This is a genomic window from Thioclava sp. 'Guangxiensis' (genome assembly GCF_045348365.1).
Classification (GTDB): Bacteria; Pseudomonadota; Alphaproteobacteria; order Rhodobacterales; family Rhodobacteraceae; genus Thioclava; species Thioclava kandeliae.
In genome coordinates this window covers 1,503,196-1,516,820 of record NZ_CP155822.1, presented here as the reverse complement: position 1 = coordinate 1,516,820, position 13,625 = coordinate 1,503,196, and the positions used below count along the sequence as shown (strand labels likewise).

The following is a 13,625-nucleotide window of genomic DNA, read 5'->3' as shown; positions in this document are numbered from 1 at the left end:
CCACCTGTTTTATTTGATTTCGCGGGATATTTTTGCTCACATATAAGTGACTGATCCCGCTTGCATTCCTGACTCGCGAAGCCGTACACCATAGCATACAGAACCCGTTTAGGATGCACGAATGCGCTAGGTCCTCTTGCCTAAAGCATAAAAACCGCCTACCCATCACCGGTCACTTATATCCATCCTATGACGGAGGAATTCATGGCCCGACCCAAGATTGCGCTGATCGGCGCAGGTCAGATCGGTGGTACTCTCGCCCATCTTGCAGCCCTCAAAGAACTTGGCGATGTCGTCCTGTTCGATATTTCCGAAGGCACCCCGCAGGGGAAAGCCCTCGATATTGCAGAATCCGGCCCGTCGGAAGGCTTCGATGCCACGATGAAAGGCACGAACGACTATGCCGATATCGCTGGTGCAGATGTCTGCATCGTGACGGCTGGCGTTCCGCGCAAGCCCGGCATGAGCCGCGATGACCTTCTGGGCATCAACCTCAAAGTCATGAAATCGGTCGGCGAGGGGATCAAGCAATACGCCCCCGACGCGTTCGTGATCTGCATCACCAACCCGCTCGACGCGATGGTCTGGGCATTGCAGAAATTCTCCGGCCTGCCGGCAGAGAAGGTCTGCGGTATGGCAGGCGTGCTGGATTCGGCCCGCTTCCGCCACTTCCTCGCGACCGAGTTCAATGTCTCGATGAAAGACGTCACCGCCTTCGTGCTCGGCGGTCACGGCGACACGATGGTGCCGCTTGCCCGTTATTCGACCGTTGCCGGCATCCCGCTGCCCGACCTCGTCGAAATGGGCTGGACCACGCAGGAAAAACTCGACGCGATCATCCAGCGCACCCGTGATGGCGGCGCAGAGATCGTGGGCCTGCTGAAAACCGGTTCGGCCTTCTATGCGCCTGCGACCTCGGCGATCGAGATGGCGGAAGCCTATCTCAAGGACCAGAAGCGTGTTCTGCCCTGCGCGGCCTATGTCAAAGGCGCGCTCGGCCTCGACGGCATGTATGTCGGCGTCCCGACCGTGATCGGTGCCGGCGGCATCGAGCGCGTTGTCGACATCAAGATGAACAAGGACGAACAAGCCATGTTCGACAAGTCGGTAGACGCGGTCAATGGCCTCGTCGAAGCCTGCAAAGGCATCGACAGCTCGCTGGCATAAGCCATCGATGTTTCACGTGAAAGGCGCGGCTCAGGCCGCGCCTTTTGCATTCGGGTCTAGCCTGCGATCCCGTCCATGGCGAAGGCCCGCGCATCGAAGCCCAGCTCCTCCCTCGCCCGCCCGATCAGAGCCGCCTCATGCTCCATGAGCAGCCTGTCGAACCCCGCGGAGGTAAAATCCAGCTCGGGAAAAAGTGCACGGGCATGGCCCAGAACCGGACAGGCGATCCGCTCCAGCAGATGACGCTTTAGCAACCCCACCTCCTCCGCCTCCGTGACGCCCTGAACGGCATACCACTGGTCCCATAGCGCCTGCGGATCCCGCGCCCGCGCGGCGGCCTCCCGGAACTGTGCGACGCGTGGTTCGGCATAGGGCACCGGATCACCTTGCACCTGCGTCAAGGCCCGACGCATCATCTTGAGAATATAATGCAGCGGCGTGAGCCCGTCGAAATGCATCAGTCGCGCATTATAGGAGGGACGATACGGCAGGGTCACCGTGCCACCTGGCGCGTCCCAGTGTTCGGTCGGGTGATGAACCCCCAACACATAGCCCTGCCCCACGCGCGTGCAGGCCTTGCCCGCGATATGGCCGGAAACGCCACGGTTGAGGAACTGCGCCCGTGCGCCGTAAAACGCCTCTCCCTCTTCGGCAAATGCATCCCAGCGCTTGCGGAAGACGCCTTGGAAAATGTCGTTGCCGGTCACATCAGGCACAAAGGTCCGCTCAAGCACTTCCAGCCGCAACCACGCCTTCTCATGGGTCTTTGCAAGCTCCCATTCAAAGGGCCGTTCAAGATGGATGAACTCGTCTGCATCACAATGCACCATCCAGGCTACATCCACCTCGTTGGCGATCCGGGTCGCGTTGTATTTCTGGCGGGCCTGGTGGCGTGAGGGACGTTGCGCGTTCCAGTGCCGCACCCAGCCATCTTCGCCCGAACGATGCACGAAGCACCCGGCTACCCCGCGCAAAAGACGTTCTGCCGGAGGATCGGGCCGGTCGAAAACCACATGGACCTCGGAGGCACCGATGGCCAGATGATGGGCCACCCAGGCCGCGACAAGCGGCACAGGCTCGTCCATCGTGCCGACCACCCCCCATCTCGGGAGCTCCGGTGATTCGTCGGATTTCGTCATTGCTGCATCACTTTCAACTGCCCTGCCCAGTCTTCAAAGATTCGTTCCGTTTTGGCTACTGCAGAGTTGAATCGCTAACGAATTCTTCCTTGTGATCACACGCGTCAATCGTGTGATCACAAAAGTCGGTTTTCCGCTCACATATCAGCGCGCAAGGCAATTTCAGCTTGTCAGGCTGCGACATTCTGTCCAGTCTGCCCCAAATCGCACCAGCATGGGACGGAGATCATGAACATTCATGAATATCAGGCGAAGCAGCTCCTCAAGAGCTACGGTTGCCCGGTTTCGGAGGGTCGCGCGGTTCTGAAGGCAGAGGAGGCCAAGACCGCAGCAGGCGAACTCGACGGACCGCTTTGGGTTGTTAAGGCGCAGATCCACGCCGGTGGCCGTGGCAAGGGCCATTTCAAGGAAGCCGAAGCCGGCGAAAAAGGCGGTGTCCGCCTTGCCAAATCGGTGGAAGAAGCCGAAACCATGGCCAAGCAGATGCTCGGCAAGACCCTGATCACGCATCAGACCGGTCCGGCAGGCAAGCAGGTCAACCGCATCTATATCGAAGACGGCTCGGATATCTCGCGCGAGCTGTATCTGGCGCTTCTGGTCGACCGTCAGTCGAGCCGCGTCTCGGTGGTTTGCTCGACCGAAGGCGGCATGGATATCGAAGAAGTTGCGGCCTCGACCCCCGAGAAGATCATCTCCTTCTCGATCGACCCGGCAGCAGGATACCAGGCCTATCATGGCCGTCGCGTGGCTTTCGCGCTGGGTCTTGAAGGCGGTCAGGTCAAGCAGATGGTCAGCCTTCTGGGCAAGCTCTACCAAGCCTTCATCGAGAAGGACATGGAGCAGCTCGAGATCAACCCGCTGATCGTCATGCCCGATAACAACCTTAAAGTGCTCGACGCCAAGCTCGGCTTCGACGGCAACGCACTTTATCGTCACCCCGACATCCAAGCGCTGCGCGACGAGACCGAGGAAGACAGCAAGGAACTCGAAGCGTCCAAATACGACCTGAACTACATCGCGCTCGATGGCGAGATCGGTTGTATGGTGAACGGCGCGGGCCTGGCGATGGCGACGATGGACATCATCAAGCTCTACGGCGCAGAGCCTGCGAACTTCCTTGATGTGGGCGGCGGCGCGACCAAGGAAAAGGTTACCGAGGCCTTCAAGATCATCACCTCCGACAAGAACGTCAAAGGCATTCTGGTCAACATCTTCGGCGGCATCATGCGCTGCGACATCATCGCGGAAGGCGTTCTCGCCGCCGTGAAAGAAGTCGGCCTGCAAGTTCCGCTGGTTGTCCGCCTTGAAGGCACAAATGTCGAAAAGGGTAAGGAAATCATCGCGACTTCCGGCCTGAATGTGATTGCCGCAGACAACCTGTCCGACGGCGCAGAAAAAATCGTGAAAGCGGTGAAAGGCTAAGATCATGGCAGTTCTCGTCAACGAAAACACCAAAGTCATCTGTCAGGGCTTCACCGGCTCGCAGGGGACCTTCCACTCGGAACAGGCGATCGCCTACGGCACCAAGATGGTCGGCGGCGTGACCCCCGGCAAAGGCGGCCAGAAGCATCTGGACCTGCCCGTGTTCAACTCGGTTCATGAAGCCAAGCATGTCACCGAAGCCAATGCGACCGTGATCTACGTTCCCCCGCCTTTCGCGGCCGACTCGATCCTCGAGGCGATCGACGCTGAAATGGAGCTGATCGTCTGCATCACCGAGGGCATTCCGGTGCTCGACATGATGAAGGTTAAGCGCGCTCTGATCGACAGCAAGTCGCGTCTGATCGGTCCGAACTGCCCGGGCGTTATCACCCCCGATGCCTGCAAGATCGGCATCATGCCCGGCCACATCCACAAGCGTGGTTCGGTCGGCGTCGTGTCGCGTTCGGGCACTCTGACCTACGAGGCCGTCAAGCAGACGACCGATCTGGGTCTGGGCCAGTCTTCGGCTGTCGGTATCGGTGGCGACCCGATCAAGGGCACCGAACATATCGACGTGCTCGACATGTTCCTTGACGATCCGGAAACGACCTCGATCATCATGATCGGTGAAATCGGTGGTTCGGCGGAAGAAGAAGCCGCAGAATTCCTCGCCGAGCAGAAGAAAAAAGGCCGTTGGAAGCCGACCGCAGGCTTTATCGCAGGCCGCACGGCCCCTCCGGGCCGCCGCATGGGCCACGCAGGCGCAATCGTCGCCGGCGGCAAAGGCGATGCGGAATCGAAGATCGAAGCCATGAAATCGGCTGGTATCGTCGTGGCAGACAGCCCCGCAACGCTGGGTGAAGCCGTCATGAAAGCCATCAAGGGCTAATTTTCTGGTGCCCGCGCAGGTGACCTGCGCGGGCATCTCCGGCTCATTTCCGGGCCACTCGGCAGAGCTGAACAGAGACTGCGTCTCTGTTTTGCCCTTCCGAGGTTTCTTTAGAACTACGTCAGCCTGACAAAAGGTCGGGCAAAGGGCGAACCAATGAGAAGACGGATCAACGTGCTGACGAGCCATCTCCCGACCCATCGTGGCCGGGCGGTTCGCGCCTACGCCTCCGTCACCAGCGTTTCGCCCATACTGCACGCACATATGCCAGATGTTAAACTTACCGCTATCTGCCCCGACGGCCTTGACGATGCGGAAACCTATTATCTGACTAATGACACCGATAGTGCAGCCGAGCCTCCGAGAAGGACAATGACGATGACGCCCACGACAACCCGTTCCCTCCGTTTCCCCCTGCTGTCGATGCTGGGGGTCGCGGCGCTTGCCCTGACCGCTTGCGGCCCGGGCAATTACTGGGGCAGCGGCAAGCTGCACGAGCAATCCGACACCCCCGCTCACGAAATTCAGGACCAAATGGTGAAAGGTGCCCCCGGCCCGATCACCACAGGGCCGGTTGTCGGTCACGGAAAAGTTCCGGCAGGCACCACGCCCACCGGTTCTACGGGTTATGCCGTTGCAAATACCGCCCGCACGGACGGGACCATTGTCAACGGGCAAGCTGCTCGCTGCACCAATGCCAATGACTGGTCCAAATACTCAGACGGTTGTGCCCATGCCGCAGGTTTGCCTGCCGCCAGCCAGCCCTATATCTCGCCTTACAGCAACTAAGGCCACACAAGCATCACGGTCCGCGAGACGCGCGGGCCGCGCCATCACCCATCCACCTGAACAGGTGACCATATGAACGACGAATCTCCAAACAGCCAATTCCAGGCATCCAGCTTCCTTCAGGGAGGCAATGCCGAATATGTCGAGCAGCTTTACGCACGCTTCGCCAATGATCCGGCGTCTGTAGATGCGGCATGGGCGGATTTCTTCCGTCAGCTGCAGGACGACGAAGCCAGCGTGAAGAAATCGGCCTCCGGTCCCAGCTGGGAACGCAGCGACTGGCCGAGTGCGGCGCCGTCCGAGATCATGGGCGCGCTGACCGGCGAGTGGCCGGCCGCCGAAGTGAAGGATGCCGGCAAGAAAATCTCGAAGAAAGCCGCCGAGACAGGCGTCGCTCTCGACGAGGGCGCGATCAAGCGTGCCGTGCTGGATTCCGTTCGCGCGCTGATGCTGATCCGTGCCTACCGTATCCGTGGTCACCTGGCCGCAGATCTCGACCCGCTGAAAATGCGCGACGAGGTTCCGCATCCGGAACTCGACCCCAAATCCTACGGCTTTACAGATGCCGATATGGACCGCCCGATCTTCCTCGATAAAGTGTTGGGGCTGGAAATCGCCTCGATGCGCCAGATCATGGAGATCGTGAAACGCACCTATTGCGGCACCTTCGCACTGCAATACATGCATATCTCGGACCCCGAGCAATCGGCATGGCTGAAAGAGCGTATCGAAGGCTATGACAAGGAGATCACCTTCACCCGTGAAGGTCGTCGCGCGATCCTGAACAAGCTGGTCGAGGCCGAAGGCTTCGAGAAGTTCCTGCATGTGAAATACATGGGGACTAAGCGCTTCGGTCTGGATGGCGGCGAGGCCCTGATCCCCGCAATGGAGCAGATCATCAAGCGCGGCGGCAATCTCGGCCTGAAAGAGATCGTCATCGGCATGCCGCACCGCGGCCGTCTGTCGGTTCTGTCGAACGTGATGATGAAGCCCTACCGCGCCATCTTCAACGAATTCCAGGGCGGGTCGTTCAAGCCCGATGACGTGGATGGCTCGGGCGATGTGAAATACCACCTCGGTGCCTCCTCGGACCGCGAGTTCGATGGTAACAAGGTCCACCTCTCGCTGACCGCGAACCCCTCGCACCTCGAGGCCGTGAACCCTGTTGTTCTGGGCAAGGTCCGCGCCAAGCAGGACCAACTCAACGACAGCGAGCGCCGCGAAGTGCTCTCGATCCTGCTGCATGGCGACGCGGCCTTCGCAGGTCAGGGTGTTGTGGCGGAATGCCTCCAGCTCTCGGGCATTCGCGGTCACCGCACCGGCGGCACGATCCATATCGTCGTGAACAACCAGATCGGCTTCACCACCGCGCCGCATTTCTCGCGCACCTCGCCCTACCCGACCGATATCGCGCTGATGGTGGAAGCCCCGATCTTCCACGTCAACGGCGACGATCCGGAAGCGGTTGTGCATGCCGCGAAAGTGGCCACCGAGTTCCGTCAGAAGTTCCTCAAGGACGTTGTTCTCGACATCTTCTGCTACCGCCGCTTCGGTCACAACGAAGGCGACGAGCCGATGTTCACCAACCCGCAGATGTATACCAACATCAAGGGTCACAAGACGACGCTCCAGCTCTATACCGAGCGTCTGGTGAAGGACGGCCTGATCCCCGAGGGCGAGATCGAGGATATGAAAGCCGCGTTCCAGGCCCATCTGAACGAGGAGTTCGAGGCGGGCAAGGTCTACAAACCCAACAAGGCCGACTGGCTTGACGGTCGCTGGAAGAACATGGAACGCGAGGGGCAGGTCTATGACGCAGGCTCCACCGCTGTCTCCGAAGAGACCTTCCACGAGGTCGGGAAGGCGCTGACCACCGCCCCCGAAGGGTTCGAGATGCACCGCACGGTCACGCGTCTGCTGGGCCAGAAGGAAGAGATGTTCTCGACCGGCAAGGGCTTTGACTGGGCAACCGGCGAGGCGCTGGCCTTCGGTTCGCTCCTTGCGGAAGGCTATCCGGTGCGCCTTGCAGGTCAGGATTCGACCCGCGGGACCTTCAGCCAACGTCACTCGGCCTTCATCGACCAGAAATCCGAAGAGCGTTATTACCCGCTCAATCACATCAAGGCAGGTCAGGCCCGCTACGAGGTGATCGACTCGGCACTGTCCGAATATGCGGTTCTTGGCTTCGAATATGGCTACTCGCTGGCGGAGCCCAACACGCTGACCATGTGGGAAGCCCAGTTCGGTGACTTCGCCAACGGCGCGCAGATCATGTTCGACCAGTTCATCTCCTCGGGCGAGCGCAAATGGCTGCGGATGTCCGGTCTGGTGATGCTGCTGCCGCATGGCTTCGAGGGTCAGGGTCCCGAGCACTCCTCGGCACGTCTGGAACGCTTCCTGCAGATGTGCGCGGAAGACAACTGGATCGTTGCCAACTGCTCCACACCCGCCAACTACTTCCATATTCTGCGCCGCCAGATCCACCGGAACTTCCGTAAGCCGCTGGTCCTGATGACGCCGAAGTCGCTGCTTCGCCACCCGATGGCGATCTCGACCAAGGAAGATTTCACCACCGGGTCCTTCTTCCACCGCGTCCTGTGGGACGATGCGGAAAAGGGCAATTCCGAAATGAACCTGAAACCCGATGCCGAGATCAAGCGCGTCGTGATGTGCTCGGGCAAGGTCTATTTCGACCTGCTGGCCGAGCGCGACGCCCGCGGTCTCGACGATGTCTATCTGCTGCGCGTCGAGCAGTTCTACCCGTTCCCGGCAAATTCGCTGTCGAACGAGCTGGCCCGCTTCAAGAACGCAGAGATGGTCTGGTGTCAGGAAGAACCGAAGAACCAGGGCGCCTGGTCCTTCATCGAACCGAACCTGGAATGGGTCCTGTCGAAACTCGACGCCAAACATTCCCGCGCCCGCTATGCAGGCCGTGCCGCTTCCGCCTCGCCCGCAACGGGTCTGGCGAAATCGCACAAGGCCGAGCAGGACGCGCTCGTTAATGATGCACTGGAGGGATAATCCATGAGTACCGAAGTTCGCGTCCCTACGCTGGGCGAATCCGTGAGCGAGGCGACTGTCGCCACCTGGTTCAAGAAGCCGGGTGACGCGGTTGCCCAAGACGAAATGCTCTGCGAGCTGGAAACCGACAAGGTCACCGTCGAGGTTCCCGCTCCCGCAGCCGGTACGCTGGGCGAGATCGTGGCCGCAGAAGGCACCACCGTTGGTGTGGACGCGCTTCTGGCCATGATCAGCGAAGGTGGCGAAGCCGCAGCCTCCGCTCCCAAGGCCGAGGCCCCCGCGGCTGCGGCTCCGGCAGCTGGTGGCTCGGAAGGCAAGCCTGTGGATGTCATGGTCCCGTCGCTGGGCGAATCGGTGTCGGAAGCCACCGTCTCGACCTGGTTCAAGAAAGTCGGCGACACCGTTGCGCAGGACGAGATGCTGTGCGAACTCGAAACCGACAAGGTGTCGGTCGAAGTGCCCGCGCCCGCCGCTGGCGTTCTGATGGAGATCGTGGCCACCGAGGGCACCACCGTTGATGCCTCGGCCAAGCTCGCCGTGATCTCGGCAGGCGCGTCGGCCGGTTCCGCACCCGCCGCAGCCCCCGCTCCGGCGGCAGAAGCCTCCTCCGGCGCCGGCGTGAAGAACGCCCCTTCGGCAGAAAAAGCGATGGCCGAAAAGGGCATCATCCCCGCATCGGTCACCGGCACCGGCCGCGACGGTCGCATCATGAAAGAGGATGTGGCCAAAGCGGGTTCGGCTCCGGCAGCGTCCGTGGCCCCCGCACCGGCACAGATGCCGCGCGGCACCTCGAATGCCGATGACGCGGCCCGCGAGGAACGCGTGAAGATGACCCGCCTGCGGGCCACCATCGCCAAGCGCCTGAAAGACAGCCAGAACACCGCTGCCATGCTGACCACCTATAACGAGGTGGACATGACCGAGGTGATGGCGCTGCGCAACCAGTACAAGGACATGTTCGAGAAGAAACATGGCGCGCGTCTGGGCTTCATGTCCTTCTTCACCAAAGCGTGCTGCCACGCTCTGAAAGAAGTGCCGGAAGTGAACGCGGAGATCGACGGCAACGAGATCGTCTACAAGAACTACGTCCATATGGGCGTGGCGGCAGGCACCCCGCAGGGTCTGGTCGTTCCGGTCATCCGCGACGCCGACAGCATGTCCTTTGCCGATATCGAGAAAGCGATCTCGGAAAAAGGCAAGCGCGCGCGTGACGGCAAGCTGTCGATGGCAGAGATGCAGGGCGGCACCTTCACCATCTCCAACGGTGGTGTCTATGGCTCGCTGATGTCCTCGCCGATCCTGAACCCGCCGCAATCGGGTATCCTCGGCATGCACAAGATCCAGGACCGTCCAATGGTCGTCAACGGCAAGATCGAGATCCGCCCGATGATGTATCTCGCGCTGTCCTATGACCACCGTATCGTCGACGGCAAAGGCGCCGTGACCTTCCTCGTGCGCGTCAAGGAAGCGCTGGAAGATCCGCGCCGCCTGCTGATGGATCTGTGATCCGACATGTGGCGCTCCATCACGGGGCGCCACATCCCTACGTTCTTCGGGACGCATTTCGAGGCAAGACTGATGCAGTTGGCACGTTGGATGTTCTGGGCAGAGATCGCGCTTCGCGGCGTCTATTTCCCCCTCCTTGTCGCGTATCTTGCGATGGGGCGTGCGGAAGCCTCCGACATGATCCTCCTGCTGGTTGATGTTTTGCTTCTGCTCTCCGTGCAATTCGCGCTGCGCGCCCCCTCACGCACTGCCTTTGCCGCCGCCCTCGGCCTCTGCGCCCTGCATTATCTCCACGCGATTTCCGGTGGTATTGCTCTCGCTAATCTCTGGCCGCTGGTTGACGGCATTCTGGCGATGATCGCGGGGCTTTCGCTCGTGATCCGCAAACCGAAAGAGGCAATTGCATGACAGCAGAGCTTTACGCCTTGGCCGCCACGGTCCTCATCCATCTGGCGGCGGTCTTCTGGTCGCAGCGCTCGCTGGAAGCCGATATCGGCAAGGACGGCAATCTTGGCACGCGGGAAAACCTTGACGCCCAGCTGTCCGAGCGGACCAAGCGTCTGCGCCGCGCGCTGTCCAACCATACCGAGAATATCGGGCTGTTCATCATTGCCGTCGTGCTGGTGCAGTTCACCGGCTCGAATGGCTGGCTGACGGGCCTTTGTGCGTGGATCTATGTGATTGCCCGCGCGCTCTACCTGCCCGCCTATGCCTTTGCATGGGTGCCGTGGCGGTCCGCGATCTTTGCCTTGGGCCTTCTGGCCACGCTGGTGATGGTTCTGGCGGCAGTGTTCTGAGGGTATCATGATCGCATTCACCACCCCCGAACTCAGCGCCCTCGGGCTCGCCATTTTCCTGCATATCGCCCTTATGGTGCTGTTCGCGGTGCGCGCCAATATGGAGCTGCCCTCGAGTTACACGATGGGGCCGCGCGATGATGAACCGCCGGTGCCGTTGTCGGTGACCACCGCCCGCCTGCGCCGCGCGATGAACAACTCTTTCGAGAGCCTGATCCTGTTCACCCCTGCCGTTCTGCTGGTGGTTCTGACCCGCCAGACCAGTGCGCTCACCCTTTCGCTTTGCGGCGTATTTCTCGTCGCACGGCTTCTCTATATCCCCGCCTATGCCTTCGGTTGGGTGCCTTGGCGCTCGCTGATCTGGGGCGTGGGATTGCTTGCAACGCTGGCCATTCTCGTGATTGGCCTGATCTAACACCCTCCGGCGGGGTCCGCCTGCCGGAGACGATATCCGCACCTGACAGATAGGAGCAACAAATGGCAGATTTTGATGTGATCGTAATCGGCGGCGGCCCGGGTGGCTATGTCTGCGCGATCCGCTGTGCACAACTTGGCCTGAAAACCGCTGTGGTCGAAGGCCGCGAGACGCTGGGCGGCACCTGCCTCAACGTCGGCTGCATTCCCTCCAAGGCGCTGTTGCATGCGACCCATGAGCTGCATGAAGCCGAGCATAACTTCGCCAAGATGGGCCTCAAGGGCAAGGCGCCCTCGGTCGATTGGGACCAGATGAAGGCCTATAAGCAAGAGGTCGTCGACGGCAACACCAAGGGCATCGAATTCCTGTTCAAGAAGAACAAGATCACCTGGCTCAAAGGCTGGGGCTCGATCCCGGCCGCCGGTCAGGTGAAAGTGGGCGAAGAGGTCCATAACGCCAAGAACATCGTGATCGCCTCGGGGTCTGTTCCGTCCTCGCTTCCGGGCATCGAGATCGACGAGGAGACCGTTGTCTCCTCCACCGGCGCATTGGCGCTGAAGAAGATCCCGAAATCGCTGGTCGTGATCGGCGCGGGTGTCATCGGTCTGGAAATGGGCTCGGTCTATGCACGCCTTGGCGCGAAGGTGACCGTGGTCGAGTTCCTCGATGTAATCACCCCCACCATGGATGGCGAGGTCTCGAAGCAGTTCCAGAAGATCCTTGCCAAACAGGGCATGGATTTCGTCCTTGGCGCGGCCGTGCAATCGGTCGAGACCAAGAACGGCAAAGCCAAGGTCACTTACAAGCTGCGCAAGGATGACAGCGAGGTCACCATCGACGCGGATACCGTGCTCGTGGCAACCGGCCGTAAGCCCTATACCGATGGTCTGGGTCTGGCGAATATCGGCGTCGAGATGGAACAGCGCGGCCAGATCAAGACCGATGCGCATTGGCAGACCTCTGTCAAAGGCATCTATGCGATCGGCGATGCGATCGTCGGCCCGATGCTGGCCCATAAGGCCGAAGACGAAGGCATGGCCGTGGCGGAGGTCCTTGCCGGCAAGCATGGCCATGTGAACTATGGCGTCATTCCCGGCGTGATCTACACCACCCCCGAAGTGGCATCGGTCGGCAAGACCGAGGAAGAGCTGAAGAAAGACGGCGTCAAATACAAGGTCGGCAAGTTCCCCTTCATGGGCAATGCGCGCGCCAAGGCCGTCTTCCAGGCGGAAGGCTTCGCCAAGCTGATCGTGGACGAGAACGACCGCATCCTCGGTGCCCATATCATCGGCCCGGGCGCAGGCGATCTGATCCACGAGGTTTGTGTTGCAATGGAATTCGGCGCCTCTGCCGAGGATCTGGCACTGACCTGCCACGCCCACCCGACCTTCTCGGAAGCGGTCCGCGAAGCGGCTCTGGCCTGCGGCGACGGCGCGATCCACGCCTGATCTGGCGGAGAGTTAAAAGAAAGGGCGGCCCCGGGGCCGCCCTTTTTTATTCCGTCTTGCTGCCGGGGATCAGATCCTCGGGCGAAAGATCGCCCGCGCTCTGTTCCGGCGGCTGACCCGGTGCGCCCCCCTCCGGTGCTGCGCCCTCGGGCGGCTCGCCCATATTGGCCGATTTCGGCGCACCGCCGGGGCCCGAGCCCTCCTGGCTTACCGCATCGGGATCCACCCCTACCACCAGTTGTGCCAGATACATCTCGGACTGCTCGCGGATCGCCGTATAGGCCCCATCGCCCGCCGCCTGCAGGATGCCGTCGATGGCGTTATAGGTGTCACGCGTGCTGTCGCGCGTATAGGGCTCGATATTGTCGTAGATATACTGGCTTAGCGCGTCAGGGAAAAAGATCTGCGAGGTCAGCACATTGGTCTCGTCGAGGAAGACCTTGTAATGGATATGGGTCGTGCGCCCGCGATACCAGCCCGGATAGATGGTTTGGAAGCTGACGATACCGCTTTTGTCGGTCATCTGGGTGCCACGCAGGAAGGTCTCGCCCTCGGTGTCCAGCGTCCCCTCCGAGCCTTGCGAGGCATAACCCGAGTAATTTCCCTCGGCATCGCAATGCCAGATGTCGACGCGAGCATTGGCCATCGGCTGACAGTTTTCATCGACGACCTGCAACTGCATGGTCATCGCGATGCCCTCTTTGTCCTCGCGAATATCGGCCCGCACCAGTTTGGGGTCGATGTAATAGGGCCCTTCGGTGGTTTCCGGCGAGACAAGGCACATGTTGCCCGAAATCAGCCCCACGGATTGCGCGGCGGCTTCGGCCTCGGCATGGGCCATGCTGGCTATTCCGGCGCCCGTTACGGCCACTGGCGAAGCCGCAAGGACCTTCATCAGATTACGGCGGCTGAGCCCGTTAAAATTGCTTGTCATGAGATCTTCCTTTCGATGCGCTTAAAACGCAGCAGCATGGCCGATCTGTTCCAGAAGATTTTCTGATGGGCAGATTTTATCCTACCCGCTTCGCCAAC

12 protein-coding genes are annotated in these 13,625 nt (G+C 60.7%); 10 read left to right on the top strand and 2 right to left on the bottom strand.

The window, feature by feature from the left end:
- Positions 1-204: 204 nt before the first annotated feature.
- The gene (gene mdh, locus ABEB22_RS07505) at positions 205-1,167 is read left to right on the top strand and encodes a malate dehydrogenase (protein WP_339113492.1); all 963 of its coding nucleotides are present in this window, start codon (positions 205-207) and stop codon (positions 1,165-1,167) included.
- Between the two features lie 56 nt (positions 1,168-1,223).
- On the opposite strand, the gene ABEB22_RS07500 is transcribed toward mdh, so the two are convergent.
- Positions 1,224-2,306, bottom strand: a complete 1,083-nt coding sequence (locus ABEB22_RS07500) for a glycosyltransferase family 2 protein (RefSeq protein WP_339113493.1) — start codon at positions 2,304-2,306, stop codon at positions 1,224-1,226.
- Between the two features lie 228 nt (positions 2,307-2,534).
- On the opposite strand from ABEB22_RS07500, the gene sucC reads away from it, so the two are divergent.
- The 9 genes from sucC to lpdA all read left to right on the top strand — a co-directional run bounded on the left by sucC (position 2,535) and on the right by lpdA (position 12,593).
- Positions 2,535-3,728 (top strand): ADP-forming succinate--CoA ligase subunit beta, encoded by a 1,194-nt coding sequence (sucC, locus tag ABEB22_RS07495; protein ID WP_406869973.1) that lies wholly within the window; start codon positions 2,535-2,537, stop codon positions 3,726-3,728.
- Positions 3,729-3,732: 4 nt separating this feature from the next.
- The gene (sucD, locus tag ABEB22_RS07490) at positions 3,733-4,617 is read left to right on the top strand and encodes a succinate--CoA ligase subunit alpha (RefSeq protein ID WP_339113495.1); all 885 of its coding nucleotides are present in this window, start codon (positions 3,733-3,735) and stop codon (positions 4,615-4,617) included.
- Positions 4,618-4,995: 378 nt separating this feature from the next.
- Positions 4,996-5,406, top strand: a complete 411-nt coding sequence (locus tag ABEB22_RS07485; RefSeq protein WP_339113496.1) for a hypothetical protein — start codon at positions 4,996-4,998, stop codon at positions 5,404-5,406.
- A 72-nt stretch (positions 5,407-5,478) separates the two neighbouring features.
- Positions 5,479-8,427 carry a 2-oxoglutarate dehydrogenase E1 component gene (locus ABEB22_RS07480; protein WP_339113497.1) on the top strand — a complete coding sequence of 983 codons (2,949 nt, stop codon included), beginning with the start codon at positions 5,479-5,481 and terminating at the stop codon, positions 8,425-8,427.
- A 3-nt stretch (positions 8,428-8,430) separates the two neighbouring features.
- A complete protein-coding gene (gene odhB / locus ABEB22_RS07475; protein ID WP_406869972.1) occupies positions 8,431-9,933 on the top strand; it encodes a 2-oxoglutarate dehydrogenase complex dihydrolipoyllysine-residue succinyltransferase in 1,503 nt (500 codons plus the stop codon).
- Between the two features lie 72 nt (positions 9,934-10,005).
- Entirely contained in the window at positions 10,006-10,341 is a 336-nt protein-coding gene (locus ABEB22_RS07470; protein ID WP_339113499.1) for a hypothetical protein, read from the top strand.
- Complete coding sequence (locus tag ABEB22_RS07465; RefSeq protein WP_350934965.1) at positions 10,338-10,730, top strand: MAPEG family protein; 393 nt, start codon at positions 10,338-10,340, stop codon at positions 10,728-10,730. The genes ABEB22_RS07470 and ABEB22_RS07465 overlap by 4 nt, the downstream gene beginning before the upstream one ends.
- Positions 10,731-10,737: 7 nt before the next feature.
- On the top strand, positions 10,738-11,145 hold the full coding sequence (locus tag ABEB22_RS07460; RefSeq protein ID WP_406869971.1) for an MAPEG family protein: 408 nt from the start codon (positions 10,738-10,740) through the stop codon (positions 11,143-11,145).
- 62 nt (positions 11,146-11,207) lie between these two features.
- The gene (lpdA, locus tag ABEB22_RS07455; RefSeq protein ID WP_406869970.1) at positions 11,208-12,593 is read left to right on the top strand and encodes a dihydrolipoyl dehydrogenase; all 1,386 of its coding nucleotides are present in this window, start codon (positions 11,208-11,210) and stop codon (positions 12,591-12,593) included.
- Positions 12,594-12,639: 46 nt separating this feature from the next.
- Here lpdA and ABEB22_RS07450 read toward each other — a convergent pair whose 3' ends face one another.
- A complete protein-coding gene (locus ABEB22_RS07450; RefSeq protein ID WP_406869969.1) occupies positions 12,640-13,527 on the bottom strand; it encodes an intradiol ring-cleavage dioxygenase in 888 nt (295 codons plus the stop codon).
- Positions 13,528-13,625: the final 98 nt, after the last annotated feature.